At 46.4% G+C, this 26070-nt stretch carries 22 protein-coding genes, 1 tRNA gene and 2 riboswitches; of the genes, 6 read left to right on the top strand and 17 right to left on the bottom strand.

Features of this window, described 5'->3' with window-relative positions; translation table 11 throughout:
• Positions 1-734: 734 nt before the first annotated feature.
• The 10 genes from R50345_RS02355 to R50345_RS31560 all read right to left on the bottom strand — a co-directional run bounded on the left by R50345_RS02355 (position 735) and on the right by R50345_RS31560 (position 12606).
• Positions 735-1619 carry a UbiA-like polyprenyltransferase gene (locus R50345_RS02355; RefSeq protein WP_042123767.1) on the bottom strand — a complete coding sequence of 295 codons (885 nt, stop codon included), beginning with the start codon at positions 1617-1619 and terminating at the stop codon, positions 735-737.
• 39 nt (positions 1620-1658) lie between these two features.
• A complete protein-coding gene (locus tag R50345_RS02350) occupies positions 1659-2945 on the bottom strand; it encodes an aspartate aminotransferase family protein (protein WP_042123764.1) in 1287 nt (428 codons plus the stop codon).
• Between the two features lie 99 nt (positions 2946-3044).
• Positions 3045-4970, bottom strand: a complete 1926-nt coding sequence (locus tag R50345_RS02345; protein ID WP_042123762.1) for a peptidase U32 family protein — start codon at positions 4968-4970, stop codon at positions 3045-3047.
• Positions 4971-5016: 46 nt separating this feature from the next.
• The gene (locus tag R50345_RS02340; RefSeq protein WP_042123761.1) at positions 5017-5808 is read right to left on the bottom strand and encodes an energy-coupling factor transporter transmembrane component T family protein; all 792 of its coding nucleotides are present in this window, start codon (positions 5806-5808) and stop codon (positions 5017-5019) included.
• Positions 5801-6706, bottom strand: coding sequence for an ATP-binding cassette domain-containing protein (locus R50345_RS02335; protein WP_042123759.1), 906 nt, complete (start codon positions 6704-6706; stop codon positions 5801-5803). Before R50345_RS02335 ends, R50345_RS02340 begins: the two co-directional genes overlap by 8 nt.
• Positions 6697-7551: an ATP-binding cassette domain-containing protein gene (locus tag R50345_RS02330; RefSeq protein ID WP_052414437.1), complete on the bottom strand. Its 855-nt coding sequence runs from the start codon at positions 7549-7551 to the stop codon at positions 6697-6699. Before R50345_RS02330 ends, R50345_RS02335 begins: the two co-directional genes overlap by 10 nt.
• Before the next feature lie 29 nt (positions 7552-7580).
• Positions 7581-8138 (bottom strand): Gx transporter family protein, encoded by a 558-nt coding sequence (locus R50345_RS02325; RefSeq protein WP_042123757.1) that lies wholly within the window; start codon positions 8136-8138, stop codon positions 7581-7583.
• A complete protein-coding gene (locus R50345_RS02320; RefSeq protein ID WP_042123756.1) occupies positions 8122-8511 on the bottom strand; it encodes a NusG domain II-containing protein in 390 nt (129 codons plus the stop codon). The genes R50345_RS02325 and R50345_RS02320 overlap by 17 nt, the downstream gene beginning before the upstream one ends.
• Before the next feature lie 730 nt (positions 8512-9241).
• On the bottom strand, positions 9242-10177 hold the full coding sequence (locus R50345_RS02315) for an alpha/beta hydrolase (RefSeq protein ID WP_042123755.1): 936 nt from the start codon (positions 10175-10177) through the stop codon (positions 9242-9244).
• Positions 10178-10347: 170 nt separating this feature from the next.
• Positions 10348-12606 carry a choice-of-anchor A family protein gene (locus R50345_RS31560; RefSeq protein WP_197069734.1) on the bottom strand — a complete coding sequence of 753 codons (2259 nt, stop codon included), beginning with the start codon at positions 12604-12606 and terminating at the stop codon, positions 10348-10350.
• A gap of 110 nt (positions 12607-12716) precedes the next feature.
• Positions 12717-12807: riboswitch (cyclic di-GMP riboswitch) on the bottom strand.
• 386 nt (positions 12808-13193) lie between these two features.
• On the opposite strand from R50345_RS31560, the gene R50345_RS02290 reads away from it, so the two are divergent.
• Positions 13194-13691: a YhjD family protein gene (locus R50345_RS02290; protein WP_156114707.1), complete on the top strand. Its 498-nt coding sequence runs from the start codon at positions 13194-13196 to the stop codon at positions 13689-13691.
• Between the two features lie 198 nt (positions 13692-13889).
• Here R50345_RS02290 and R50345_RS02285 read toward each other — a convergent pair whose 3' ends face one another.
• The 4 genes from R50345_RS02285 to R50345_RS02265 all read right to left on the bottom strand — a co-directional run bounded on the left by R50345_RS02285 (position 13890) and on the right by R50345_RS02265 (position 15841).
• Positions 13890-14303: an ASCH domain-containing protein gene (locus R50345_RS02285; protein WP_042123746.1), complete on the bottom strand. Its 414-nt coding sequence runs from the start codon at positions 14301-14303 to the stop codon at positions 13890-13892.
• 247 nt (positions 14304-14550) lie between these two features.
• Positions 14551-15084 (bottom strand): hypothetical protein, encoded by a 534-nt coding sequence (locus R50345_RS30050; protein WP_052414436.1) that lies wholly within the window; start codon positions 15082-15084, stop codon positions 14551-14553.
• A gap of 280 nt (positions 15085-15364) precedes the next feature.
• Positions 15365-15436 (bottom strand) — tRNA-Thr (locus R50345_RS02270).
• Between the two features lie 96 nt (positions 15437-15532).
• Positions 15533-15841, bottom strand: coding sequence for an MTH1187 family thiamine-binding protein (locus R50345_RS02265; RefSeq protein WP_042123742.1), 309 nt, complete (start codon positions 15839-15841; stop codon positions 15533-15535).
• Positions 15842-16211: 370 nt separating this feature from the next.
• Positions 16212-16445, top strand: a riboswitch (cobalamin riboswitch).
• A 217-nt stretch (positions 16446-16662) separates the two neighbouring features.
• Between R50345_RS02265 and R50345_RS02260 the strand changes: the two genes are divergently transcribed.
• The 4 genes from R50345_RS02260 (at position 16663) to R50345_RS02245 (ending at position 22828) form a co-directional block, all read left to right on the top strand.
• Positions 16663-18648 carry an anaerobic ribonucleoside triphosphate reductase gene (locus R50345_RS02260; RefSeq protein WP_042123741.1) on the top strand — a complete coding sequence of 662 codons (1986 nt, stop codon included), beginning with the start codon at positions 16663-16665 and terminating at the stop codon, positions 18646-18648.
• Positions 18645-19160, top strand: a complete 516-nt coding sequence (gene nrdG / locus R50345_RS02255) for an anaerobic ribonucleoside-triphosphate reductase activating protein (protein ID WP_042123739.1) — start codon at positions 18645-18647, stop codon at positions 19158-19160. Before R50345_RS02260 ends, nrdG begins: the two co-directional genes overlap by 4 nt.
• Before the next feature lie 55 nt (positions 19161-19215).
• On the top strand, positions 19216-21549 hold the full coding sequence (locus tag R50345_RS02250) for a ribonucleoside-diphosphate reductase subunit alpha (protein WP_042123737.1): 2334 nt from the start codon (positions 19216-19218) through the stop codon (positions 21547-21549).
• A 247-nt stretch (positions 21550-21796) separates the two neighbouring features.
• Positions 21797-22828: a ribonucleotide-diphosphate reductase subunit beta gene (locus tag R50345_RS02245; RefSeq protein ID WP_042123735.1), complete on the top strand. Its 1032-nt coding sequence runs from the start codon at positions 21797-21799 to the stop codon at positions 22826-22828.
• A 171-nt stretch (positions 22829-22999) separates the two neighbouring features.
• Here the strand turns inward: R50345_RS02245 and ssuE are convergent, their stop codons facing one another.
• Together ssuE and R50345_RS31075 are read right to left on the bottom strand one after the other, a co-directional pair.
• Positions 23000-23548, bottom strand: a complete 549-nt coding sequence (gene ssuE / locus R50345_RS02240) for an NADPH-dependent FMN reductase (protein WP_042123733.1) — start codon at positions 23546-23548, stop codon at positions 23000-23002.
• Positions 23549-23695: 147 nt separating this feature from the next.
• Positions 23696-23899 carry a hypothetical protein gene (locus tag R50345_RS31075; protein WP_139328433.1) on the bottom strand — a complete coding sequence of 68 codons (204 nt, stop codon included), beginning with the start codon at positions 23897-23899 and terminating at the stop codon, positions 23696-23698.
• A 147-nt stretch (positions 23900-24046) separates the two neighbouring features.
• Between R50345_RS31075 and serS the strand changes: the two genes are divergently transcribed.
• A complete protein-coding gene (gene serS / locus R50345_RS02235) occupies positions 24047-25345 on the top strand; it encodes a serine--tRNA ligase (RefSeq protein WP_042123731.1) in 1299 nt (432 codons plus the stop codon).
• Between the two features lie 71 nt (positions 25346-25416).
• Here the strand turns inward: serS and R50345_RS02230 are convergent, their stop codons facing one another.
• Positions 25417-26055 carry a histidine phosphatase family protein gene (locus R50345_RS02230; protein ID WP_042123729.1) on the bottom strand — a complete coding sequence of 213 codons (639 nt, stop codon included), beginning with the start codon at positions 26053-26055 and terminating at the stop codon, positions 25417-25419.
• Positions 26056-26070 lie beyond the last annotated feature (15 nt).

Here is a 26070-nt window from a genome sequence, read left to right as displayed (position 1 = left end):
GAGAAAGTAATCTTATTATTCAGTCAGATCCCTCCATTCCCTAACTATCTTTATCATTTCACATTAACCCATTTTTATCCATATAAGATTGTACCTTTTTTCACTACTAATATTCCCACTACGTTGTATCACTAAACAAGCCCGAACGGAGCATAGCTAAACGTGAGTGTGCTTTACCTCTGGATGGTCGCTCTGATATTAACAAAACAAGCCCGAACGCAGCGCATCGGGACATGAGCGTGTTTAGCAGTTCTTGGAGATTAGTCTCTCAGGGACTAATTAGGGAAAACCTCCCTATAATTAGATAATAATCGCTTGAAATGCTCGTTATTAGGGAATTACTCCCTAATAAACTTAATTTAGCATGGTTTATGGACTAATCAGCTAAATTTTAGGGAGAAATTCCCTAAATAAGCCCCTAACAGCGATAAACCGAGAAAAATCAGGGAGGTTTTCCCTAAACTTCTGCCTTGATTAAGTTCACCTCCTTGCATTGATCTAGTACCCACAAAAACAAAAAAAAGAAAAGCCAGCATAAGCCAGCTTTCCGATTCCCTTTGCCTCCCCCTGTTGGGTAGGCTTTTGTCTTTTGTTGTTAGCTTGGAGGCAATGCGCCAATGGTTAGGACTTCACTGCGTGGAATTTCGGAACTGTAGAAGCTTAGCGCTCGCACGAAAATCCAACATTCCACACAGTGCAGCTTCCTAACCGGCCGACTCACCAACGCCAGCTCCCTAGCTAACATAAAAAAAATCAATCAGCGTACACAATAATATCATCATGCTGATCACCTGATTCAGATTATAAGAAGCCACCTTCATTAGCTTACGATTCGATGGTTTAATAATCTTATGCTCGGTCATCAGCAGCAGCGTCGCAATGCCAATCCCCACCAGATACATCCAGCCGAGATCACGCCATAGATATAGGAACAATAGCAGCATAATCATGATGAAATGTAGACCTTTTGCAATACGCAGGGCATTCTCCAGTCCGAAGAAGCTAGGAATCGACCATAGTCCATGCCGCCGATCAAATTCGATATCCTGCGTGCCGTAAATAATATCAAAGCCGGCAATCCATAACATAACCACTGTTCCGATAACAAACGGTGTAAATGCGATATTTCCGGTTACAGCAAACCATGCACCAATCGGTGCAGAAGCAATAACAAAACCTAAATATAAATGACTGAGAAAGGTAAACCGCTTCGTGTAAGAATAGGTTGATATCAATACGATCGCCACCGGCGATAAGATCAAGCAGAGCAAATTAAGCATGCCTGAAGCCACAATGAAAATGGCATAGTTAACAATAACAAAGACAACAACTTCTTTTTCCGCCAGTAAGCGTTGAGGCAGATGTCGATGTGCGGTACGGGGATTCTGTTCATCGAACGTACGGTCCGCCAGCCGATTGAATGCATTGGCGCCATTACGGGCGCCTATTAATGCAATCAGTCCCCAGATCATCACATGTCCCGATGGCCAGCCCCCTGCGGCCCATACCATCGATATAATAGCAAATGGTAGCGAAAAAAGCGTATGAGAGAACATTACCAGTTCGCTGAACATTTTAAGTTTTAGACCTGCAGTTTTACATATGTTTAGAATCGCCATTCGTGCATTCCTCTTTCTTCACTACTGTGTTTAAGTCCATTAATCATTATGGTCTGCAAGGACTTCATTTAGGACGTTAAGCATCCCGTCAATATCCTCTTCCGTAATAATCATCGGTGGTTGGAAGGCTAGCACATTGCGTCCTATACCATTTTTGCCGATTAGATAACCTCGGTCCTTCATCGCCTCCAGCACTTGATCTGTAAGCGCCGCTGCACCCTCAGCATCTGCACCAGCTAGCTCTGCCCCCAACATAAGGCCAGTTCCCCGTACATCAACAATCAACGAAGGATAAAGGACTTGTAGAGCCTCCAGACCTGCCTTCAATCGTTCTCCTAGCTGTACCGAGCGTTCAGGAAGCCGTTCCTCTCGAATATAATCAAGCACAGCCAAGGCTGTTGCAGCTGATACCGGATTCCCCCCAAACGTGGAAGCGGAAGGGCGGTTCAGGGCAAGGGCAATCTCATCGGTGGTAGCGAAGGCTGCAACTGGAATTCCGTTACCGAGTGCTTTGGCCATACTTATAATATCGGGTACAACATCAAAATGCTCCATAGCAAACATTTTGCCAGTACGTCCAAAGCCAGTTTGGATTTCATCAGCGATTAGGAGTACACCGTATCTCTCTAACAATGCTTTTACATCACGGAAGTAGGTTCGGGTTGGCATTATCATTCCGCCGTTGCCTTGGATTGGCTCTACGATCATGGCAGCAATCGTATTCCCCTTCTCTTCAAGCACCCGCTCTAGTGATTCCAGGGATAACGATGCCGCTTCCTCCAGCGATAAATCCGGATGATAAGGGCGAGGAATAAACTCAACGTCATGATCCAAGTATTTATCGGTACGCCACATAGGCAGACCGGTCACACTCATAGTTAGATTGGTACGGCCATGCAGGCCACTCTCCAGCGCAATAAACCCTTTACGTCCTGTATACATCCGAGCGAGCAGCAGAGCCCCCTCATTAGCCTCAGAGCCACTGTTAACAAAGAAGGTCCGACGCAGCCCACCCGGCATAACCTCTTCCAAACGTTCTGCCAAATCTACACTCGGTTGAGTCAGATAGATCGTTGTCGTATGCTGCAGCTGCTGCAGTTGTTCAATTGTACGTTCCGTTATAGCAGGATTACAGTGTCCACAAGCAACTACGGATACTCCCGCAAAGAAATCGGTATAAGACTTACCCTTCTCATCATAAACAAACTGCATTGAACCACGAACAAGCTGAGGAGCATCACGGTAAAAATGCTGTGTACAAGGATAGAAATATTGCTTGCGTTTGGATGCTACCGCTTCTCTTCCGATATAGTCTTGTTGTTCCATGAAGGCTTCTCTCTCCTTTTTGTGAAAATAGTAACTTATTCATAGAGTCCTGTGCACCACCCTATCACGCGGCGATAGCTAGTTCCCATAAAAATACACTTAATTGAACTGTAGTGAGCCCAAAGTATAACCAGCATAGACCGGCTTAAGGCCACCCAGCATATCATCTTTCATATCAGATCCGTTCAAAGCCTGTTGATAAGAAACAATAATTTCACGTAGCTGTTCGACGCTATAGGTTGCTCCTTCAATACGGAAGCTTGATATCCCTAGTCCACTCATCTCATTCAATAAAGGTAAATAACAAAGTTCTTTTGCGAATAAAAGATGGCAACGGCCGTGCTGATCACGATATACCGGATTCTCACCTTTGTCTGTCTTTAGAACCAAAACATTATTGTGCACATATTGATTATCCTCTTCAGCAACAGGCTCCATTAACTCCGTATTCTCATAAAGATCATGCTCCATATACATTAGTGCAGGTGTGCCATGAACAACAACCTCCAAAGGTGTTTCACAACGAGAGGCAAAGGTAGCAAAATGCTCTAACGTCATTTCCGGTGAAACTGAAAGCTGAGTCAAACCTAATTTAGCATATAATTGCGCTGAAAGATGATTGTATACATTTAAATTACTATCCCCAATTAGCGGATATCCTGTGGAGTTGTAACGACGAATGGCTCCCAAATTTGTAACGATAAGACCGTCAATCGGCAAGCGTTCTCCGCCCAGCAATTGATCATATTGGTCAAAATGCAGCTCGGTCATCATACGTGGCAAACCCAAGTAGATTTTGCTATCGCCCTTCAGATCACCAAGTTCCTTGATGTCGCGCTTTGTAAAAGGTCTATCCGGTTCAAAAACGTCCCCCGGCAAGTACAGGTTATCCACACCAAGCTCTAAGACCATCCGTGCCTGTTCCATATTATTCACACGTACAGCTAACTTAGCTTTTGTCTTCTGCGGCTGCTCGACCTCAGCCAATCTCTCCCGCAACTGCTCAACACGTTTCTCTGACAGATCACGCTCTGCAGTTGGTGTACTAAATACTTTTCCAGTGCTATAGAATTTGCCCGTACCTTCATAACGACGGTTAATGTTAGCTAATCCTGGTTTACCAAAAGCATAAGCTGTGGAAAAGTCACGTTTACGGTTGTTATAGAGCTCTTTCGTATCGACCGTGCGATCAAAACCTATCGGATCATCGATATAGCGGTCAATGGCTTCGCCGTAGCTATTCGCCAGCATCACCATAAATTCCTTATCACGCATACGGCCTTCTATTTTGAAGGAGGTAATACCGGATTCAATCAATTCCGGAAGATGCTCATACATGAACATATCTTTTACAGCCAGCGGGTATTCAGCCGGATATACATACCCGTCTTTTTTAACCCGATAATCCCAGCGGCAAGGCTTCATACATTTCCCACGGTTACTGCTCATACCGAATACATGGGAGCTGAAGTAACAATTCGCACCGTGAACCGAGCACATATCCCCGTGAATAAAATACTCCAGCTCCATCCCACTCCGCTGACCAAGCAGCTTAGCCGTTTGCAGATCCATTTCCCGCGAAGTAACCACACGGCTTACCCCAAGATCACGCAGCGCATAGATCATCTCCAGATTATGAACATTCATCATGACCGAAGAGTGAATAGGAAGATTAAGCTCCATCTCACGGATAAGCTCCAACACCGCCATATCCTGAACAATCAAGGCATCCGGACGGGCACCGTCAAGGAAACGCAGATATTCTCTAGCCTCTTCCACATCTTCTTCACTAAACAGGTTATTCACTGTGATATACACTTTTTTATCTAGACGGTGTGCGATATCTAGTGCCTCTACGATCTCCTCATGAGACAGATTATATCCTTTACGCATCATTCTCATATTCAGTACTGGTCCACCAAAATAAACTGCATCACACCGTGACTGGATTACTTCCTTGAAAATCTCAAACGTCCCTGCGGGTGCTAATAATTCAATCTCTCTACCGTTAAAATAACGTGCCATTCAAGTTCCCTCCCAAGTTGTTGATACTCTTCAAACATGTTGTATTTTAAACCAAAGCTACTACAATCCCCATGACAACAAACATAGTAATAAAAATAGTATCAAATATTCCCCACCTTAGGCGGTGATACTGGCTGCGCGGAGCATCCATACGAAAGCCACGGGCTTCCATGGAATACACCAGATCCTGTGCACGCCTAAACGCACTGGCGATAATCGGAACCAGCAGGGAGACTAGCATCTTTCCCTTTTCCTTCAAAGGCAACTCTTTCAGATCAGCACCCCGTGAGGCCTGCGCTTTCATGATAATCTGCGACTCATCTAGAATCGTAGGAATGAACCGGAGTGAAATGCTGATCATCAGCGTGATACGGTCGGGCTTCAAGCCTAGCTTTTTGAAAGGAGCCAAAATCCCCTCTAGTCCTTGATTCAGCTTACCCGGCGTTGTGGTGAATGTAAGTAGCGCCGTGAAGGTGATCAGAAAAAACATGCGGATGACCGAAAATGCGCCTAATCTTAGCCCTCCCTCATAGATAGACCACGAACCAAGCGTCAGCACCGCTTCCCCTGTCTTCACAGACAGCAGCTGTACGATAAAGATAAATAGCATTAAATAACGTAAAGGCTTAGCTGCTTTCAGGAAGTATTTAAGCGGAATCCGAGTGGAAGCCATAACGGCTATTGAGAAAATAGCCAGCAGTGCCATGGCCATCCACGAACGGGAGAGCAGAATAACAGCTACGTATAATAGCATTCCGGTGATTTTGGCACGAGCATCCAGCTTGTGCACCCATGAACCGGTCTCAATACTGCGTCCTATGATTAGCTTCTCATTCATGGCCGTCCCTCTTTCCTTCGTGCTGCTCACTAGAGTTGCCTGATCCAGATGACAGCGAAGCGATCAGCTCTGCTAAGCTCTCTGCCATTAAGCGAGGAGCTTCATCCGTAAGACCAAAGCGATCAGCGACTGCACGCCAGTAACGAAGGGACTGCGGAACCGTCAAGCCACACTGTTCCAGAATCGAAGGGTCATCCGCCAGCGCCTTTACGCTGCCTTGAAACGCCGTGCTGCCCTCTTTAAGGACAAGCCAGTTATCCGCGTAAGGCAATAACTCATCCATCCGATGCGTGACGACGATGATCGTTCTCCCCTGCTCACGGCATAATCGCTCCAGCAAGCGGATTAGCTCTGCACGGCTGATAGGATCAAGAGTAGCCGTAGGTTCATCCAAAACGATGACCTCAGGGTCCATAGCTAGCACGGATGCAATAGCTGCCTTACGCATTTGTCCACCACTCAATTTAAAAGGATTCCGCTCTAGCAGTGCCAGATCCAGGCCCATATCCAACATCGCCTGTCTGGCACGTGCCTTGGCCTCTTCAAGGCTCATGCCGAAGTTAAGAGGTCCGAAGATGAGGTCCTTTTCGACCGTATCTTCAAACATTTGCTGCTCTGGAAATTGAAATACCAAACCGACTCTACGGCGCAGCGGCATTAGCTTAGGTGATTTCTCACCCGCCTGAATGGTTACATCGAGTACTTTTACCGTACCCTCCGTTGGTTTCAGTATCCCGTTAAACAACTGCAGCAGCGTCGATTTACCAGAGCCTGTCGCCCCAGCAATACCAACCATAGAGCCTAGTGGAACACTTAGGTTAATGTCGCGGAGCGCCGTCAGCTTCCATAGGCTTCGGTCAGCATAGGAGTAACTTACTTGCTGTAATTCTATGGCCATAACGTGTCTATAAGCTCCTTTTCACTGGCGGGAACATCCACATGAATGCCCTGATTCTGCAGTTCACGTGCAAGACGCCAAGGGTACGGCTCACACAGATGGCATTTTTGCAGAAGCTCCTCGTTCCGGAATAGCTCCGCCGGTGTAACATCAGCAGCCAGACCACCTCCATGCAACGCAAGCACCCGATCCGATGCCAGAATCTCATCTGCATCATGCGTAATCATAAGGATCGTATACTTTCCTTCCGCTCTCATATCCTGCAAAATGCCAAGAAGATCATTTCTGCTACCCTCATCCAACATAGAAGAGGCCTCGTCAAAAATGACGATGCCTGGTTCCATAGCCAAAATGGAGGCGATAGCGACACGCTGCTTCTGTCCTCCAGACAGCTCACTCGGGTGTTTGGACAACAGATGATTTATTCCCAGCCTCGTCGTATATGAGTGCAGCCGTTCAGCCATCTCTGTGTACGACAAACAAAGCCCTTCCAGGCCGAATAAGATATCTTCCTCTACAGTGGCTCCAATAAACTGATTATCTGGATTTTGGAACACCATACCGATGCATTGCCGAATGCTGCCGATCGTTTCCTCACTCAGCTGCATACCACTAACCACAATTTCGCCAGCACTCTTAGGCAGCAATGCATTTAGTAGCTTAACTAGCGTTGACTTCCCGCAGCCATTAGGACCAACCAAGCTAACCCATTGTCCCTGTGAAATAGATAACGTTATATTTTGAAGAATCGGATGCTCAGGATCGTAACCAAACGATACCCCATCCAGAGAGATGATAGCTTGTCCTTCTCCCTCTAATTCTTGACCTTCAAATGATTCATTCATGTTAGTCATCCTTCCGCTGATGTGACTAATCAGTCCAAAAACTCTTCAAACAACGATATTTTTGACAATGAAGCCACCAAATAACGGACTGCATAGCCCACGGCAATTCCTGTTACTACTCCAGTGATCAGCAGCATGGGAAGATAATAAAAAATACTAAGGGATGAGAATACCATTGAAGCTGCCAGCAGCTGACCGATATTATGTGCAATCCCACCAGCTATACTAATTCCGATCAAACTTATACTCTTACCTTTGCCACTAATCAGCATTAATACGAACATTACAACAAAGCTAAAAAGCGAACCGAATAAACTGAACAATAAGCTCGAAAAAGTACCTAGCAAAAATGCAGTGAGCAGTGTTTTGAGGATGACAAGCAGGAATGCGTCCCGTCCACGTAAAAAGTAAATACAAGTCAAAATCATGATGTTGGCTAATCCTAGCTTAGCACCCGGTACCAGTCCCATTCCTGACAACGGAATCTGTGCCTCTATTAGACTAAGCACTACCGCCACCGCGGCGAAAATCGCAATAATTACCGTTCTTTTTAAAGCTGTTGCAGATTCACTACTGGACATAGGCATCTATATCATCCTCCCCCGACGCACTCGTGATTTCCACTAATACTCTATGCGGTAGACAGACAATCGTCTGTTTGGGCAGGGTAATAAAACCGAAACCTAGGCACACTTGATCCGGGCAGTCAGCATCGTACATTTCAATCCCGTAATTATGCACCTTCAAGATGTTATAACCACGGTCGGTACGGACCTCAATGGTTTGTTCTTCTTTTGTAAGCTTTACCGTTTTAAATAACTCGCCGTCCACTGTCACATTGGCTACGAGATTTTTACCGGCCCCACCTTTATCATCATTGTCCGAAAACCATCTCGGTACGAGAAAAGCGAGCGCAGCAATTAACACGATGGAAATCAACCACACATCTGCGCGTTTCATAAAAATCTCCCTTATTTTTTAATTAAAATCCAGACTTATTAATTATAACGGTCTACCCTCAATCCTTCAATCAATGTTGGGGTTTAATGTAAGTTTTAGAGAGCAGTTCACAAAATAGGCACGCAAAATAGCCCCCGTAGTCCCATTCCCTCTGGCTTACTAGCTTTTCCGAATTAATCCGCAAATAATCCGGCATAAGTTATATTCGAATCAAACGCTCTATCTTGGTCTACTTGTTCCCCTCCTAAATCAAACTACCCTTATCTTGGAATTGATTATTATATTTGCCTTTTAAACAATACTGTGCTATATTTATATCGTATTTGTTTTTCGATATATTGAATATCCCCATCAAGAAGATGTCAGGCCGACTCATTTACACATCGGCATTTTGGACACAGAGGCTTTATGTTTTCTTGCAGAAACTTTCCTTTTTATGAGACTAAATTCGAAATATAGCATTCCGATTCACACTGGCGCGGTCAATGGAGCCGCAAGGGCAAAAGAGAGGTAGGGCTTTTGTCGTATTGGAAGGATTATTCTCGCCACACGGCTGCTGGAAATAACAAGGAATTAAGACACCCGTTACTCACGAACGGCGGGGGATGAATATAACGAAAAAGCATGGCTGTACGAACCTTACACAAGGACACATGCCATGTGTGGAAAAATATAGGCGCCCGATAACCGCTACCTAGCGGATATCGGGCGCTGTCTACGTTCAGGGCATCTAATTTACATATTGATTCACAAAGGCTGTTACTACGTTTATATACCCCGTCTTATCCATATCATATGCTAATCCATGCCCTGCTTGCGGCACTACGAACTTCTCTTTGGGACTCTGACATGCCTCATACAATTCATTCATCATACTATATGGTACAAAATTATCGGCATCCCCATGAATAAAAAGAATCGGCACCTTCGCCTTCCGCACCTGTTTCAAAGCAGACGCTTCACTAAAACCATACCCTGCTTTCATACGAGTAATTAGACTCGCACTTTGAATAAAAGGGAAACTTGGCAAGCGATACATGCGCCGTAGTTGGTAGGCTAATTGTGCTTTAACTGAGCTGTAAGCGCAGTCCGAGACAATAGCTTTGACCTGCGGTGGGAGATTTTCACCTGAGGTCATTAGCACGGTAGCACCACCCATAGAGACCCCATGAAGCACAACTTGAGCACTGGGCCCAGTCTTTTCTATTATATATTCAATCCACTGCAAATAATCCTTGCGCTCATGCCATCCAAAACCAATATAATTCCCAGCGCTTTCCCCATGTCCCCTGGCATCGGGAATCAGGATATTAAAGCCCAGTCTCTCGTAATAGATTTTGGCGTACGCCCCCATATCCTTCCCTTTTCCAGAATAACCGTGAGCTATAATCGCCGTACGACCTTCAGCACGATCTGAAAGGAGCAAGTACCCTCTTAGTTGTAGCCCGTCCTCAGATGTAATCTCCATATTCTCAAAGCTCTGACTGGAGATCCAATCCTTCCCCTCCCCCCAAGAAGCCCCGGCAACCGGGGGATCAACCTTCAAGTCACGATTATTACTCAGAAATTCCTTCGGCGCTCGTTTAATAGCAATACCATAAAAGAAAAAGCCCGCAAAGATCAGAGCCCCTATGACGATGATCGCACTAATGAAGAACCATACCAATTCATCTTCCCCGTCCTTTCCTCATATCCGTTGTAAATCAGTATAGCATCTACTTAGATTGCTCCAAAATATATCAATCATTACAAAATAAAGCCGCTATCGGAATAAGTCCCGAAAGCGGCTCTTTTCTGTTCTGGCATACCTTGTGTTCTCGTTATAATTACCGTTTATTATTTCTTGTTGGAGAATCTATTTCTCATTAGCAATCCAATAAGTGCAAAACCTAGACCAGCTACATAATAAGGGACTGGACTTGATTCTCCCGTTTTCGGAAGTTCATCCACAGGTGGATTACCTAGCGGGATTGTATCATCCACCACGGCGATATCCTCTGGTGACGGTGTTGGCGTTACCTCCGTTACTGATCCTAATGGAATCTCGTCATCATCAACAAGTACCTCTGTACCACCCGACGGTGTTGGTGTTGGTACTGGTACTGGCGTCGATGAAGCTACAGGTCCAAGTGGCACAGGGTCATCATTAACGACGATAATGCCAATTACGGAGGATGGCGTTGGTGTTGGGAATACCGGAGCCACCGGTGACGGAGTCGGTGTTGGTGTTACCTCAGACGACGGAGTCGGCGTTGGTGTTGCCTCAGACGACGGAGTCGGTGTTGGTGTTGCCTCAGACGACGGAGTCGGTGTTGGTGTTGCCTCAGACGACGGAGTCGGCGTTGGTGTTGCCTCAGACGACGGAGTCGGCGTTGGTGTCACGTCCGGCGTCGGCGTCGGCGTTGGTGTCACGTCCGGCGTCGGCGTCGGCGTTGGTGTCACGTCCGGCGTCGGCGTCGGCGTTGGTGTTGGTGTCACAGTCGGCGTTGGTGTTGGCGTCACGTCCGGCGTTGGTGTTGGTGTCACAGTCGGCGTCGGCGTTGGCGTCACGTCCGGTGTTGGTGTTGGCGTTACGTCCGGCGTTGGTGTTGGCTTCACAGTCGGCGTTGGTGTTGGCGTCACGTCCGGCGTTGGTGTCGGTGTCACGTCCGGCGTTGGTGTTGGCGTCACGTCCGGCGTTGGTGTCGGTGTCACGTCCGGCGTTGGTGTTGGCTTCACGTCCGGCGTTGGTGTTGGCGTCACGTCCGGCGTTGGTGTTGGCGTCACGTCCGGCGTTGGTGTTGGCGTCACAGTCGGCGTTGGTGTGTGTGTTGGTTTTGGTGTGTGCGTTGGCTTCGGCGTTGGTGTTGGCTTCGGCGTTGGTGTTGGTTTCGGCGTTGGTGTTGGTTTCGGCGTTGGTGTTGGTTTCGGCGTTGGTGTTGGCTTCGGCGTTGGTGTTGGCTTCGGCGTTGGTGTTGGTTTCGGCGTTGGTGTCACGGTCGGTGTTGGCGTCACGGTCGGCGTTGGTGTCACGCACGGCGTCGGTGTTGGTGTCACGGTCGGCGTTGGTGTTGGCGTCACAGTCGGCGTCGGTGTTGGTGTCACGGTCGGTGTTGGTGTTGGCGTCACAGTCGGCGTCGGTGTTGGCGTCACAGTCGGCGTCGGTGTTGGTGTCACGGTCGGCGTCGGTGTTGGCGTCACGGTCGGTGTTGGTGTTGGCGTCACAGTCGGCGTTGGTGTTGGTGTCACGGTCGGCGTTGGTGTCGGAGGTGGTTCCTCCCCTCCATATGGATACCAATGCATCTGTACCCCACCAGCAAATCCCTTTGCAATCAGTGTCCCATGCAGTTCACCAGAATTATAAGTTACTTTCGCATGCGGAGCTAGGATAGTTCCTTCTATCGTTAAACTTCCTATGTTTACAGTGCTAGCTTCATAAAAATTAAATAATACCTTGTTAGGGCTGCCTCCCCATATTTGAAAACTTGGAATTTCAACTGAACTTCCGCTAACGTTAACGATAACTGTGGCGTTATTTGCAATATTAAACTGTAAGCCATTAGCATTAGCGAAATCGGCAGCACTTAGATTAAGAACGTTAAATGATTCCGGAGCATCAATTGTTATTTTCCCATATTCCTTTTTGAAAGTTCCAACTGTAGTAAGTGAAGAGAATTCATTAGAACGTCCGATAAGAAATTGCTCTTCAGCATCAAAATCAATAGGCGTTCCTTTTCTCGCTGGTTCTTTAAGATCTACACCGTTGCTGGAAAAAACACCACCATAAACGGATGCTCCATGAATAGTACCATTAGTAAAAGTAATGTCATTACCAGCAATAAGAACATCTCCACCTGGATTATCCTTGGATACGCCGTAATTCTGCAATGTAATGTTACCTTTGGCGGCAAGGCGCCCATGAACCTGATCATTAGATTGTTTGAAATCCCCAAAAATAAAAGTATTAAAATTCCCTGCAATACCTAACACAGGTGTAGGAGTATAGGGAGGTACCTCCCCTGCTGCATTTACCAAATGCCCTCCGGAAAGTCCATTGCCTACCATTAAAGCCCCCGCTAATACTAGTGAGAGTAGCGGTTTTATTCTTCTTTTCAAAAAGCACACCTCCTAAATCTATCATTTATATCTAATCAGAATAATTACCAGAAACTCTAAAAGACCTAACAACAAAAAAGACCGCCAAAAAAGAAGTAGAATTCCCTTCTCATGGCAGTCGGACGGTCATAGTGTCCTTAAGACACTTTAGACTCCTGGACTTTGCGTCCCACCCTTTCGGGCGGTTTGCTATTATCATGATTATATATGTATACCCTTTGCAAAATAGAACCGGCAGTTTAAGCATCCTATTAAATAATCGTCTATGACTTTTAATACTTTCGAACTAATAATAGTTTAGCGCTCCGCCCCCACAAATGTCAATCAATTCCTTTTAATAATCATACACATTAACCAGCACAAAAAAAGCACCTAAAGGCGCTTCACGCAAAAGTTTTTATTCAATTTTAAAGTAACTGTATATAGCCTAATATCGATATCCATAATGGAATACTAAAAATCAAACCAAATACCAATCCACGGCGGAGACTTCCTTCCTCTCTCATCCTAATTCTCCTTTTCATAAGCTTAAATCATTAATTTTTATTATTACAATTTTAATATATTTTATTCTTTCTATTTTCGTTGTGAATTTAATCACATTGGACTGGCTGTTTAGAAATACCATTGATTATTTTTGGGATATCGGGGTAGAATACGAATATACGTTCCCATTAGAGGTGATGAGATTCATGCATAGAGCTGAAAGCAGAGACAACATGCTGGTGAAATCTTATTTATTGCTTCCGATGATTTTATCAGCTTTCGAACGGGACTCCGCCATTTTATCTACACATTTACGAACGCCCGCCCCCTATCTGGAGGTTCTTGGAACCGCCGCGGCAGTAGCTACAGCAGATCTAAGAGATGTTCGTTCGGAAATGAGAAAACGGGGAATCAAGGTATATGAGCAGAACAGGCTCAACACAGGGATAGAAGCCAAATTTATATGTCGCGGATACCATGAACGAATGCTGCTGTTAAACGACATCGTTGCTGCACAAGCTGCTATTCATATGCGCAGATATCTCGGGCTGGATATTTCATCTTTTAAGAGCTATGAAGGGCAGTATCAGATTAAGTAAAGCCGCGTAAAAAGTTACGCCCCTCCCCCCATTTCCATTAGCGAACAAAAAAATAGGCCTTACCATGGGAGTTGGCAAGACCTAAGAGATTTATACCACAAAACACTGGGGGGTGTTTGGTGTCTTCAATATATACCCCGAACCTGAAAATAAGATGATGCTCACATGAAAATCACATTAAAAAGATCAATTTTTGGTTTAGGCTAGATCTGGATGCTCCCATAAGCTTAATCTGCCCTTAGCCGGTACAGGATGACTTAACTGATGAACATCTTCAAGCTTCCAAGCAAAACGCCCTTCACTATAGTCGCCAAAATCATATTCATTTCCCTTTATCCATTCCCTTAGGTCCACCTCCGGTGTAACCTCATAACACCCCGTGAGTTGACCTAACGCAATAATAACCCCTGTTGGTAAATTTACTGCTGTATAACCATGCTTCGCCAATATCGACCTGAATGGTTCCTGTTCACATATCTTCTTATCTATCCTCATTCCGGCATGAATACCTAACCCCCCGCGGTAGGTTGTTCTCCATGATCGAGTTTCGAACTGTTTTTCACCAAGAGCAATCAACGTTGCCCAAGGCTGTCGTATCGTTAAACACCGCATCATATCCATCCCCTCGGAAGATACAGAAAAGCGTGGTCTCCGAATTCCCGGAATACCGCGGTTAACTGGTTCGCGCTTAATGAGTTCATAGTAATATCCCCTTTAACTATATGATTAATTAAACCTATTAAAAGGAAAAATGTACATAACAAAAAGACCACCCGAGAGATGGCCATAGTATCATGCTTATGGTAGGTGCATCTCAGATCCAACATATAGAGGCTTTGGTTCAACATGCACCAGTGCTTTATTCACCAAGCTGCTCCTTGATCTGCGCAATTTCTGTTTCCGTGTACACAAGGCGTTTATTCAAATCGGCGATATAGCTTCTGCGAGCTTCTTGGTCCGCTGTGCTTGTTAGATCGGCCGCAGTAGCTTCCGCTTGTTGGATCGCTTCTTTGAGAAATTGCACGCTGGATTCTGCCACTGCTAATCTTTCCCGGAGTTTAGCCGCCTCAATGATTGCCTTTGGTGTTCCTGTCCGATCTGCAGCCGTTGTGTCAGTCTCAGATATTGCCGCGGGCTTGTCCGTTACTTTACTCTCCAGTATTATTGTCTTCCCTTCTACTGTCAGGTCCGTTCCAGTCGCTTCGGATATCGTGCGCACGGGTACGTAAGCTGATCCGTTTATAATAGCTGCGTCCGCAATCTTCTTTCCGTCTTGCTTTATCGTATACAGTCCGGTAACTTTAGCGCCAATTATTGACGAGCTTGCTGCAAATCCTATTGATCCTCCGAGCAACAGCGCTGCAGCTGCAATCCCTACTATTTTCTTCTTCATACGTATGAACCTCCTAAGGATAGAATTATTCCAATTATACCCAACAGTTCTACATTATGAAAGATATATTAAGAGACTCCGTACGTACGACCGCCCGCTGGTGTCAGCGTAGTGCTTCCGTGATTATGATTAGGTAGAGTGATTAAATGTACATAACAAAGCCTCCCACAGTTTTCCGTAGGAGGCTTCATATTTAACCGTATATCAGCAGGTACGCACCGACGAATTAACGTCCGGAAAACAACATTTAACGCTGACAACGTTGATATAGCGGAAAATATGCTGGTGAAGGGAATTGAACCCCCGGCCTACGCATTACGAGTGCGTTGCTCTACCCCTGAGCTACACCAGCTTATAGCTAATTTTCTGTCAAACAAAAAACATTATACAACTTTCAGCTAGAAACGCAAGTCTATTTCTCCCTGTTTTCTACTCTCCTAGACTGCTGCTACTCCACCTGTAGCTTACGCTCCACAGACTCCAGCTTTCCGCGGCTAGTGGAGGGCTTATCGCGGCGGTCGTCTATTTTAAGCGAGGTAGAGACACGTTCTGCACCTGCGGCAAAAGGAGACTCATGCAATGCTTCCACCGCTGCAAATATACGTTGGAGAGGTCCTTCAATGATTGTACCCATCGATGTAAGCTCATAAGTAATTCCTTCTACCGTCTGCAGCACTCGCTGCATATCCGCAACATAACTGCTAAGGCTGGTACTGCCTGTTCCAATCGGAATAACGGTTACTTCAGCAATAGGCATGGGAATACCTCCTTCGAATTTTAAAGTGTGTCTCCATCTATTGTAACAACTCCACCGCTCTCCCACAAATGATGCCCGCATTATTATGCCCCTTCTTTCCCCCCAAGTACTCCGAAATACAGCTTTCGCCACGAGTACTTTCTCTTACATGAATTCTAGGGTCGTCTGCACTACATTTATGGACTATTTGTGGCATCTTTTCGGACAATTTATGAATCATTTTCCATCTGCCTGTGGATCAATTGTGGATTACTTATGGACAGCCTGTGGATCATTTGTGGAGTACTTTTAAAGAAGCCGCTCCCCGCTTGGGTTTTCTAAAAAACTGTTTACAAACACAACATCTTGGGTTATTTTTATCTAATCACAACAAAATATAGTGGAGACAGGCGCTTTGATCCTTTATTTGAATTAGAGCTTAATAGGGAAGTGCGGTGAGATTCCGCTGCGGTCCCGCCACTGTAACCGGATGTCCTTCACAAGCTTTTAGAAGCTTAAGACGGACAGATCTCCCAGCAGAAGCCACTGAGGGTTACGAACCCCTTGGGAAGGCGCTGAGAGATCCTGCGGAAGCCAGGAGACCTGCCTGTTTCGACGACACCAACTATGAGTGCCTGCGAGGAACAGGAACGGTGTCCGCATGCGGTCATCTTCTGAGAGACCACCGCAAATATCCGTGTGGATATTTACATAACGCATCGGGCATTTTCTGCCATCCTCGCTAGGGGATGCTTTTTTTATGAGATCAGAATGAATATACGGCCGCTTATGCGGTCGGGCTTCTTAATGATAGGACGATAGACTGAGAGGAGAGCTATACAATGACGTTGTTGGAGAGACAATTTAACGGTACAACAAATGCACAAGAAGTTCTTTTAGAAGAGCTCATTGATTTAGGGCGCGATATTATCGACAGTCGGGATTTGGACTTACTGCGCGAGAATGCCAATTTGAACGGAGAGAGTTTCTCCGGTAAAATGAGCAAGTTCGGCAGTGAATATTCAAAATGGTATGCCCGCAACTTTACGATGCCACCGCAGCTAGTGCAGGCCATTGATGACAATGTCGTCTATGTGCATGATCTGGATCAATACGCGATCGGAACGACGAACTGTATTTTTATCCCGTTTGATAAACTTCTCCGCGAAGGCTTCAACACCGGCAACGGCAGTGTTCGTCCTCCAAACTCCATAATGACGGCTATGTCACTGGTAGCAATCATTTTTCAATCCCAGCAAAATGCTCAATATGGCGGTGTATCCGCTAATAAGCTCGACTATGATCTAGCCCCTTATGTAACCAAATCCTTCGCTAAGCTATTCCGCAAGGGTCTGGATTATTTTGAAGAAGGACAAGCTGATGAATCTTTGGGCGAGATTACGATGAGCCGGACCGATCTGGCGGAGTTATATCCAAAAGCGTTCCGTTTTGCACTAAAGGAAACCGAAATTGAAACCCTGCAAGCGGCTGAAAGTATGGTACATAATCTGAATACCATGTCCAGCCGATCCGGTGGGCAAATTCCGTTTACCAGCATTAACTACGGGACTTGTACTTCACCAGAAGGTCAGCTTGTGATCAGCTCCCTGCTAACAGCAACGATGAACGGACTTGGCAGCGGAGAGACACCTGTGTTCCCGATTCAAATCTTCAAATGCAAGCAAGGCGTCAATCAACAGCAAGGTGATCCGAACTATGAATTGTTCCTAAAAGCAGCGGAATGTTCTGCACGCAGACTATATCCGAACTTCGCTAATCTGGACGCTCCGCTCAACTTGCAGTATTATGATCCAAGTGATCCTGATACGGAATTTGCTACAATGGGCTGCCGCACCCGCGTGCTCGGTGACCGTTTTGGGCGTAATCATTGCTCCGGAAAGGGCAACCTTTCCTTTAATACACTGAATCTGGTTCGACTCGGTCTGGCACACGGCACAGTAACGGGCCGACGTACCGTCGCAGACGAAGCTGGCTTCTATGAAGATCTAAATCATTATATGGATATTGCGCTGGAAGGACTTCTTCATCGTTTCAACATCCAAGCCGCGCAAAAAGCTAAAGCGTCCGATTTCATGATGCGAGAAGGCGTCTGGGAAGGCGGCGAAAATCTCGCTCCTGAAGACTCTGTAGGCGAACTGCTGAAGCATGGCAGTCTTTCGCTTGGCTTCATCGGTATGGCGGAATGCATGAAAGCCATGTATGGCAAGCACCATGGCGAGGATATGGAAATCCATGCCAAGGCTGTGGCTATCGTGCGTCATATGCGGGAGTATTGCGACCTTAAAAGTGAGGAACTGAATCTCAACATCACTTTGTTCGCAACACCAGCCGAAGGCTTGTCCGGCAAATTCACCAAGATTGATCGCAAGGTACTGGGTTCTATTCCGGGTGTAACTGACCGTGAGTATTATACGAACTCTTTCCACATCCCTGTATACTACGATCTAGGCGCTGCTCAGAAGATCAGCTTGGAAGCTCCTTTCCATGAATACTGCAACGCCGGGGCTATTTCTTATGTCGAATTAAATGGCAATGCCCGCAGTAATCCGTCCGCCTTTATCAAAATCATTAAATACGCACTAGAACAGCAGGTCAGCTATTTCAGCATTAACCACCCGATTGACCGCTGCTCCGGCTGCGGATACGAAGGCGTAATCGGGACAAACTGTCCTTCCTGCGGCGTGCATGAGAAGGATGTTCATATCCGCCGTTTGCGTAGAGTTACAGGTTATTTAACCGGCGACTACCAGACCCGCTTTAATGCCGCCAAGCAAGCTGAAGTAAGAGACCGCGTTAAGCATCTATGAATATTTGCGGTTACTACCCGGAGTCGATTAACGAGGGAGAGGGCATGCGGGCCGTCCTCTTCCTCAGCGGCTGCCGCCATCGTTGCCCGGGATGTTTTAATCCCGAGACGTGGAATTTTAAATACGGTGAAGTCTTCACCCTGGAACGTCAACACGAAATTATTGCAGAAATTGCCGCTAATCCTCTGCTTGATGGTTTAACACTGGCCGGTGGTGATCCTTTTTTCTCGGCTGAGGAGGTTCTGGGATTCATTCATGAGCTCCGCGCCGTGCTCCCAGGCTTTAATATCTGGATTTACAGTGGTTATACGTATGAGGAACTAATCGCCCTTCCCGGTTCGCCGGAGTGGAATCTACTTACGCAGTGTCAGGTGTTAATAGATGGACGATTTATAGAAGAACTGAAAGATACTACACTTCCTTACCGAGGAAGCTCTAACCAACGCATAATCGACATTCCGGCCAGTATGAACGGCTCGGAGGTCTTTCTGTGGCAGCCTACTGCGCTATAATATATCAATTTTTGATATTCAAAATTAACCCAAAATAAGAAGGGATGAAATAACCATGCCACAATTCGTAGTAAAACCAGACAATCGCCAACTGGCTTTTGATGAGAAGCGCCTTTCTGTCTACGCCGACCGTATCTTGGAAGGTCTTGATCAACTAAATAAAGAAACTTTGCTGCGGGGAGTAATTTCCAAATTGCGCCGTGACTCCGTAAGCGGAGAAGAAATCAGCAACGCCTTCACTATGAGTGCTCTAGAGCTTGTAACAAAGGAAGAGCCTACTTGGAAGTTTGCAGCTGCCCGTGCCCTTCTGACTACTCTTTATAAAAAAGCAGCCGTTCATCGCCGCTATAAAGCTTATCCAGAAGAGCCTTACGGTGAGTTGTACCCGCTAATTACGGATCTCGTAAAAAAAGGAATCTACCGTGAAGAGCTTCTAACTCACTACACTAAAGAACAAATCGTTGAGCTAGGTGGATGCATCGATTATACGCGCGATCTTCTGTTCGATTACATTGGTCTGCTTACGCTATCCGACCGTTATTTGGCGCATGATTTTGACGGTCGTGTAATGGAGCTTCCGCAAGAACGTTACATGATTATCGCTATGTACCTGATGCACCGTGAGCCAGCCGAGAAACGTCTTGAGCTTGTAAAAGAAGCTTACTGGGCCATGAGCAACATCTACATGACAGCTGCTACCCCTACCATGTCCAATGCCGGCAAAAAGGTCGCTGGACAGCTCTCCAGCTGCTTCATCGATACAGTAGACGATTCCCTTGAGGGCATCTTTGATTCCAATACAGACGTAGCACGTCTTAGCAAAATGGGCGGCGGCATCGGCGTCTACCTTGGTAAAGTACGGGCACGTGGTTCGGATATCCGTGGTCACAAAAACACTAGCTCCGGCGTAATCCCTTGGATTCGCCAATTGAACAATACAGCAGTCAGCGTAGATCAGCTTGGTACACGTAAAGGTGCTGTCGCTGTCTACCTTGATGTATTCCATAAAGATATTCTCGCTTTCCTCGATCTTAAGCTGAATAACGGCGACGAGCGTATGCGTGCACATGACGTGTTCCACGGGGTTACCCTGCCGGATCTGTTCATGGAAGCCGTTGAATCGCGCAGCCATTGGAACCTCTTCTGCCCACATGAAGTGAAGAAGGTTATGGGCTGGACGGATGAGAATGGTCGTCCGCTTGGTCTGGAAGACTTCTACGATGAAGAGCTTGGGAAAGGCACTTTCCGTGAAAAGTATGCTGAAGCAACAGCTAATCTGGAATTGTCCCGTATTACAGTTCCTGCGATTGACATCATGAAACGGATTATGAAATCACAGCTTGAAACAGGTACTCCATATATGTTCTACCGTGATACGGTTAACCGGACGAACCCGAACCGTCACCAAGGTATGGTCTTCTCTTCCAACCTGTGCACAGAAATTATGCAGAATCAATCCGCTACCGTTATTGAACAGGAAGAGTTAGTAACCAAAGATGGCAAGACCCGGATTGTTATCTCCAAAATCCCTGGCGATTTCGTAGTCTGTAACCTGAATTCGATTCACTTGGCACGTGCGATTCCAGCTGGTGTGCTGGAAAGACTTGTACCTATCCAAGTACGTATGTTGGACAACGTAATTGACATTAATAATATTGAAGTTCTGCAAGCACAATACACGAACAGCCAGTACCGCGCAGTGGGTCTCGGCACATTCGGCTTGCATCACCTATTGGCACTCAAGGGCATTCGTTGGGAATCTGATGAAGCCGTAGAATATAACAACCATTTGTATGAACACATCAACTACCTGTTGGTACGTTCGAGCATGGAGCTTGCCCGTGAAAAAGGCCGTTATCCGAAGTTCGCCGGTTCCGATTGGGAGACAGGTGCATACTTTACTTCACGTGGTTACGTTAGCGGTGAACAAGAAGGTAAATATGTAACCACTGAACAATGGCGCGAGCTGCAAGAAGAAGTGGCTAAAGACGGTGTTCGTAACGCATGGATGTTCGCGATTGCACCGAACGGCTCAACATCGATTATTGCCGGCTCCACAGCCAGCATTGATCCTTTGTATGAACTGCTTTCCTATGAAGAGAAAACAACTTACAAGATCGCTAACCCAGCACCGGATCTGTCCGACAAGACGATTTGGTACTATAAAACTGCGTTTACAATTGACCAAAACTGGTCGATCCGCATGGCTTCTGCTCGTCAGCGTCACGTCGATCAAGGTCAAAGCTTCAACCTGTATGTTCGTCCTGACATCAAGGCTACCGAGTTCCTTGAGCTGCATCTAAACGCCTGGAAGGGCGGATTGAAATCAACTTATTATGTGCGTAGCCGTGCTTTGACAATAGAAGAGTGTGATTCTTGCGCTAGTTAATTATCTTAGTGCCCTGAATAGAAAAACGATGATGAATTTCGTAACTGCGAGGAATGTTTGGGCTTCCGGCCGCTGTTGTCATCAGATGTCTTGATCTTTACCGCTATTAGCGGATGACATCCGATGACAAAGGCGGTCGCTGACGCTCCTACAGCTCCAAACTTCCTCTCCGTTACTCCATCACCGTCTTTCTATGAACAAGACATCAAAGAAAGATTACCCGCGCAAAAAAATGGAGGGAAAATAAATGCAACTACAAAAGATTTTTAATACTGAAGCACCTAACCAGTCCACACGCATCATCGACGGTGAATGCTCAGGCATTCTGAACTGGAACGATATCCGCATGCCGCATATGTACAAGCTGTACAAGGTACTGCTGCTTAATCACTGGATCGCGGATGAAATCCCAATGTCCAAAGATGCGCAACAATTCCCAATGCTGGATGCGGAAGAGCAACGCGTATTTAAGATTAATATCTCCCTGCTCGCCGTGCTAGATTCGATGCAGACGATGTTCGTCGGCGACGTGAAGCGTTATTTTACCGACTCCTCACTGGAAGCTATCTCTGCCATTATTGGACAACAGGAAGTAGTGCATAACCAATCCTATTCCTATGTTCTATCCTCTATTGTGTCGGATAGTGAACAGAAAGAGATTTTTGAATATTGGAAGAAGGATCCGGTTCTACTGGAGCGTAATCAGTTTATCTCCGATATTTATCAAGAGTTCCGTGATAATCCATCAAAACAAACCTTTTTCCATGCGCTGGTAGCGGATCTCATCCTAGAAGGAATTTTCTTCTACAGCACCTTCGCCTTCTTCTACAATCTGGCCCGTGACCAGAAGATGATGGCAACCAGCCAAATGATCTCTTATATCCAACGTGACGAGAATCAGCACTGCTACTTCTTCGCAGAAGTATTTAAACAGCTGCTTGTAGATTTCCCTGAGTTGAACACTAAGGAGAACATGGATTACGTGTACCGTACGATCGACCGCGCGGTAGAGCTCGAAACCAACTGGGCTTACTATACCCTCACTAATGTCCGCGGTATTGATCTTAACGAGCTTAGCGACTACATCAAATATACAGCGAACAAACGCTTAACCTTGATGGGTATGGAAAAAGCTTACCAAGGCGTTGACGTAAACTGCATGCCTTGGATCAAGCCTTTCTCCGATGATGCTCTTAATGCCACCAAAACCGACTTCTTCGAAGCTAAATCCCGTAACTACGGTAAGGTTGGCGACGATAACGGATTCGACGATTTGTAAGACCGGATTATAACGAACCCTATATAAAAAAAGAGGCCATTCTCTACTTTCACAGTGAGATGGCCTCTTTGCTATAGCAAAAAGCGTCCCTTCACCCCTTGTATCAGGTATGAATGAGACGCTAATATATTTGATATGAATCCATCCGAAGCAGAATCTCCGCTGCGTAGTCTACACCTTGCGCTCTACTCGATGTGTAGTTTCTTCTGCCAGCTCAGCTAGCGCATCATTCAGACGCAGCTTCAGCTCCTCAGCAAGCTCTACCACTCCGTGATCATTACGAACCACCTGAGAATCCACAGCATACACACCACCGAGAATATAGCGTGCGCCGAGTACAGACAACACAGGCTTCAACGCATAATCAATCGTAAGAAGATGTGCAAGACTGCCGCCCATGAAGAGCGGGAGTACGATTTTGCCGGCCAACCCCTTTTGTGGAACTAGATCCAAGAAGGTCTTCAGCACACCTGTATAGGAGGCTTTATAAACCGGGCTAACCACGATTACCGCGTCCGCTTCGGCTACAAGGCCATTCGCTTTGACGATAGAATCGCTCTCAAACTTGGTATGAATCAAATCTTCCGCTGGTAGCTCGGCTACGTTAATACGCTCAACCTCAAAGCCCTGATCGGTTAAGCTTGCCTCCGCATACTCTATAACTGCATTTATGCGCGATACCAGGGAAGGCGTTCCGTTAATCACAACAATTTTAGCCACTTCTCCACCTCTTCCATCCCATTTAAGCAGCTTACACTGCAAATATTTATCCCGACAGGAATACTTTAAATTAATACTAATCCTATCGCAGATTAGATATTATTGTCAAACTATAAACGCTTGCGCTCATCCCACTCTTACGATATACTAAGCAACAATATTAAATCCAAAAATCAGGCCAATGACCGGCATCCAACCGTGAGGCGTCTGCGACCGGAGCCTATATTGACTCCCTAAGTTCACCGGGTTTCGCCCGTTACCGCGAAGACCAAAGAGGGTCGAATCCTTTTCTGTTGTTAAGAAGATTCGATCAACCTGGGTGGCACCGCGAGCTGACGCTCCTCGTCCCATGGATGAGGGCGTTTTTTGCGTTTTTTCAAGCTTAAACACCTTCAGCGTCCTTATAAGGACGGTAAGTGTTTATGCGAGAATTAGAAGGATAAAGTGAAGTGTGAACCTTATACTTTCTTATCTTTTAAACAAAAAGGAGCGAGCGATATGCTGGAAATGAACTGGATTAAGGATAATCAAGAACTTGTAAGAAACACTGCCACCTGGAAAAGAGTCGACTTCCCACTGGATGAATTGCTGGATTGGGATGAAAAGCGCCGGGGCCTGCGTCAAGAAACCGAACAAATGAGAGCCGAACGTAATGGGCTAACAAAAAAGGTTGAACAATTACTACGTAAGGGTGACCGCCCTGCTGGAGAGATCGTCAAGGCACAGGTACGAGAACTCAATCATCGGCTAAACCTGCTGGAAGCAGATCTGAACGAGGCTGAAAGCCGCTGTAGAGAGCTCATGCTGCTCGCACCGAATCCAGTGTCGCAGGACACACCCATCGGTCACGATGATCAAGATAACGTAGAACTGCGGCTGAATGGAGCTGTGCCGGAATTCGCCTTTACGCCTCGTGATCATGTGGAGTTAGGCGAACTACACGATATCATTGATATCCCCCGTGGCGTCAAAGCCGGTGGGCCTCGCAGCTATGTACTTAAAGGAGCAGGCCTAAGGCTACATCTCGCTGTACAGAGACTGGCTCTAGATGTTCTCACTGCACGCGGATTTACTGTGATGGATGTTCCCGTGATTGTCCGTCCGGAAGCGCTGGAACGCACGGGTTTCTTCCCTGGAGGGATGGATCAGACATACGAGCTAAGCGGAGATAACCGCTGGCTGGTGGGCACATCGGAAGTGTCGCTAGTTTCGCTCTACAGCGACGAGATTGTGGAACTAGACACACCCATGCGACTTGCTGGAATGTCGACCTGCTTCCGCCGTGAAGTTGGATCAGCCGGGCGAGATGTTCGTGGTCTGTACCGTGTTCATCAGTTCTCGAAGATCGAACAAGTCGTATTATGCCGTAATGATGAAGGTGAGTCGGACCATATGCTTCACGAAATCCTCGCGAATGCTGAGCATATTCTCCAGCTCTTAGAGCTCCCCTATCGGGTCATGGCCGTCTGCACAGGAGATATGTCCCTGAAGACACATAAGCAATATGACATCGAGACATGGATGCCTAGCAGAGGCGCATACGGTGAGACCCATTCGGCTTCTAATCTACTCGATTTCCAAGCTCGCCGTTCGGGCATCCGTTATCGTGATGCAGACGGTCGCTTACAATACTGCCATACCTTAAATAACACCGCAGTGGCTACACCAAGAATTCTAATCCCGCTGCTGGAGAATCACCAGCAAGAGGATGGTTCTATCTACATCCCTCAGGCGCTCCGCAAATATATGGATGGATTAGAGCGACTAGAGTTTCCACATCAAGCGATGAATAAATAGCACAAAAAGACGATTTTCTAAGTGCAGCAGGCACTAAGAGATCGTCTTTTTTTTCAAAAAAACTATTTATCCTAACTTTCCATCCCCGTCTCATTCTCTTCATAATGACTTGTATCCCCATGCAACAGGATCTCCGGCACGCCATCCGTAAAATCAATTCTGGATAAGCAGGTTGGATATATGTAAGGCAGATCCCACAGCTTAGGCAACTCTCTGCGCTCGAAATAAGCCATCAAGAGCTTGATCACCACCGTATGCGTTACGATAAGAATCGTCTCACCCTGATGAGCCTTGAGAATTTCCTGAAGCTTCTCTAGCGCTCTTGTCTGCACCTCTGCGAAGGTCTCGCTGCCCTCCACTTTAAACTGGTCGGGATCCTTCCAGAAATAACGATGCTGGTCCGAATACTGAGCCGCCAGTTCAGCAGAATCTCTACCTTCCCATACGCCCATGCCAATTTCTTTGAATGCATCGGAAATCTTCAGCGGAACATCCCGCTCTCCACGTATAATCTCAGCTGTAAGCAGTGCTCTTGGACTGGAGCTTGCATAAATGACATCCAGATTTATAGCCTGCATTCCCCGGCTCAACCATTCCGCCTGTTGTACGCCAAGTGTCGTGAGGGCAGAATCCATATGACCTTGCATACGATTCTGCACATTCCATTCCGTCTGCCCATGACGCGTTAAATATATCGTTGTAGTACTCATCCGCCGCTTCTCCTC

This window comes from Paenibacillus sp. FSL R5-0345 (genome assembly GCF_000758585.1).
Lineage (GTDB): Bacteria > Bacillota > Bacilli > Paenibacillales > Paenibacillaceae > Paenibacillus_AQ.
Note: the sequence above shows the minus strand (reverse complement) of the source record. Positions and strands in the feature narration are given on the sequence as shown.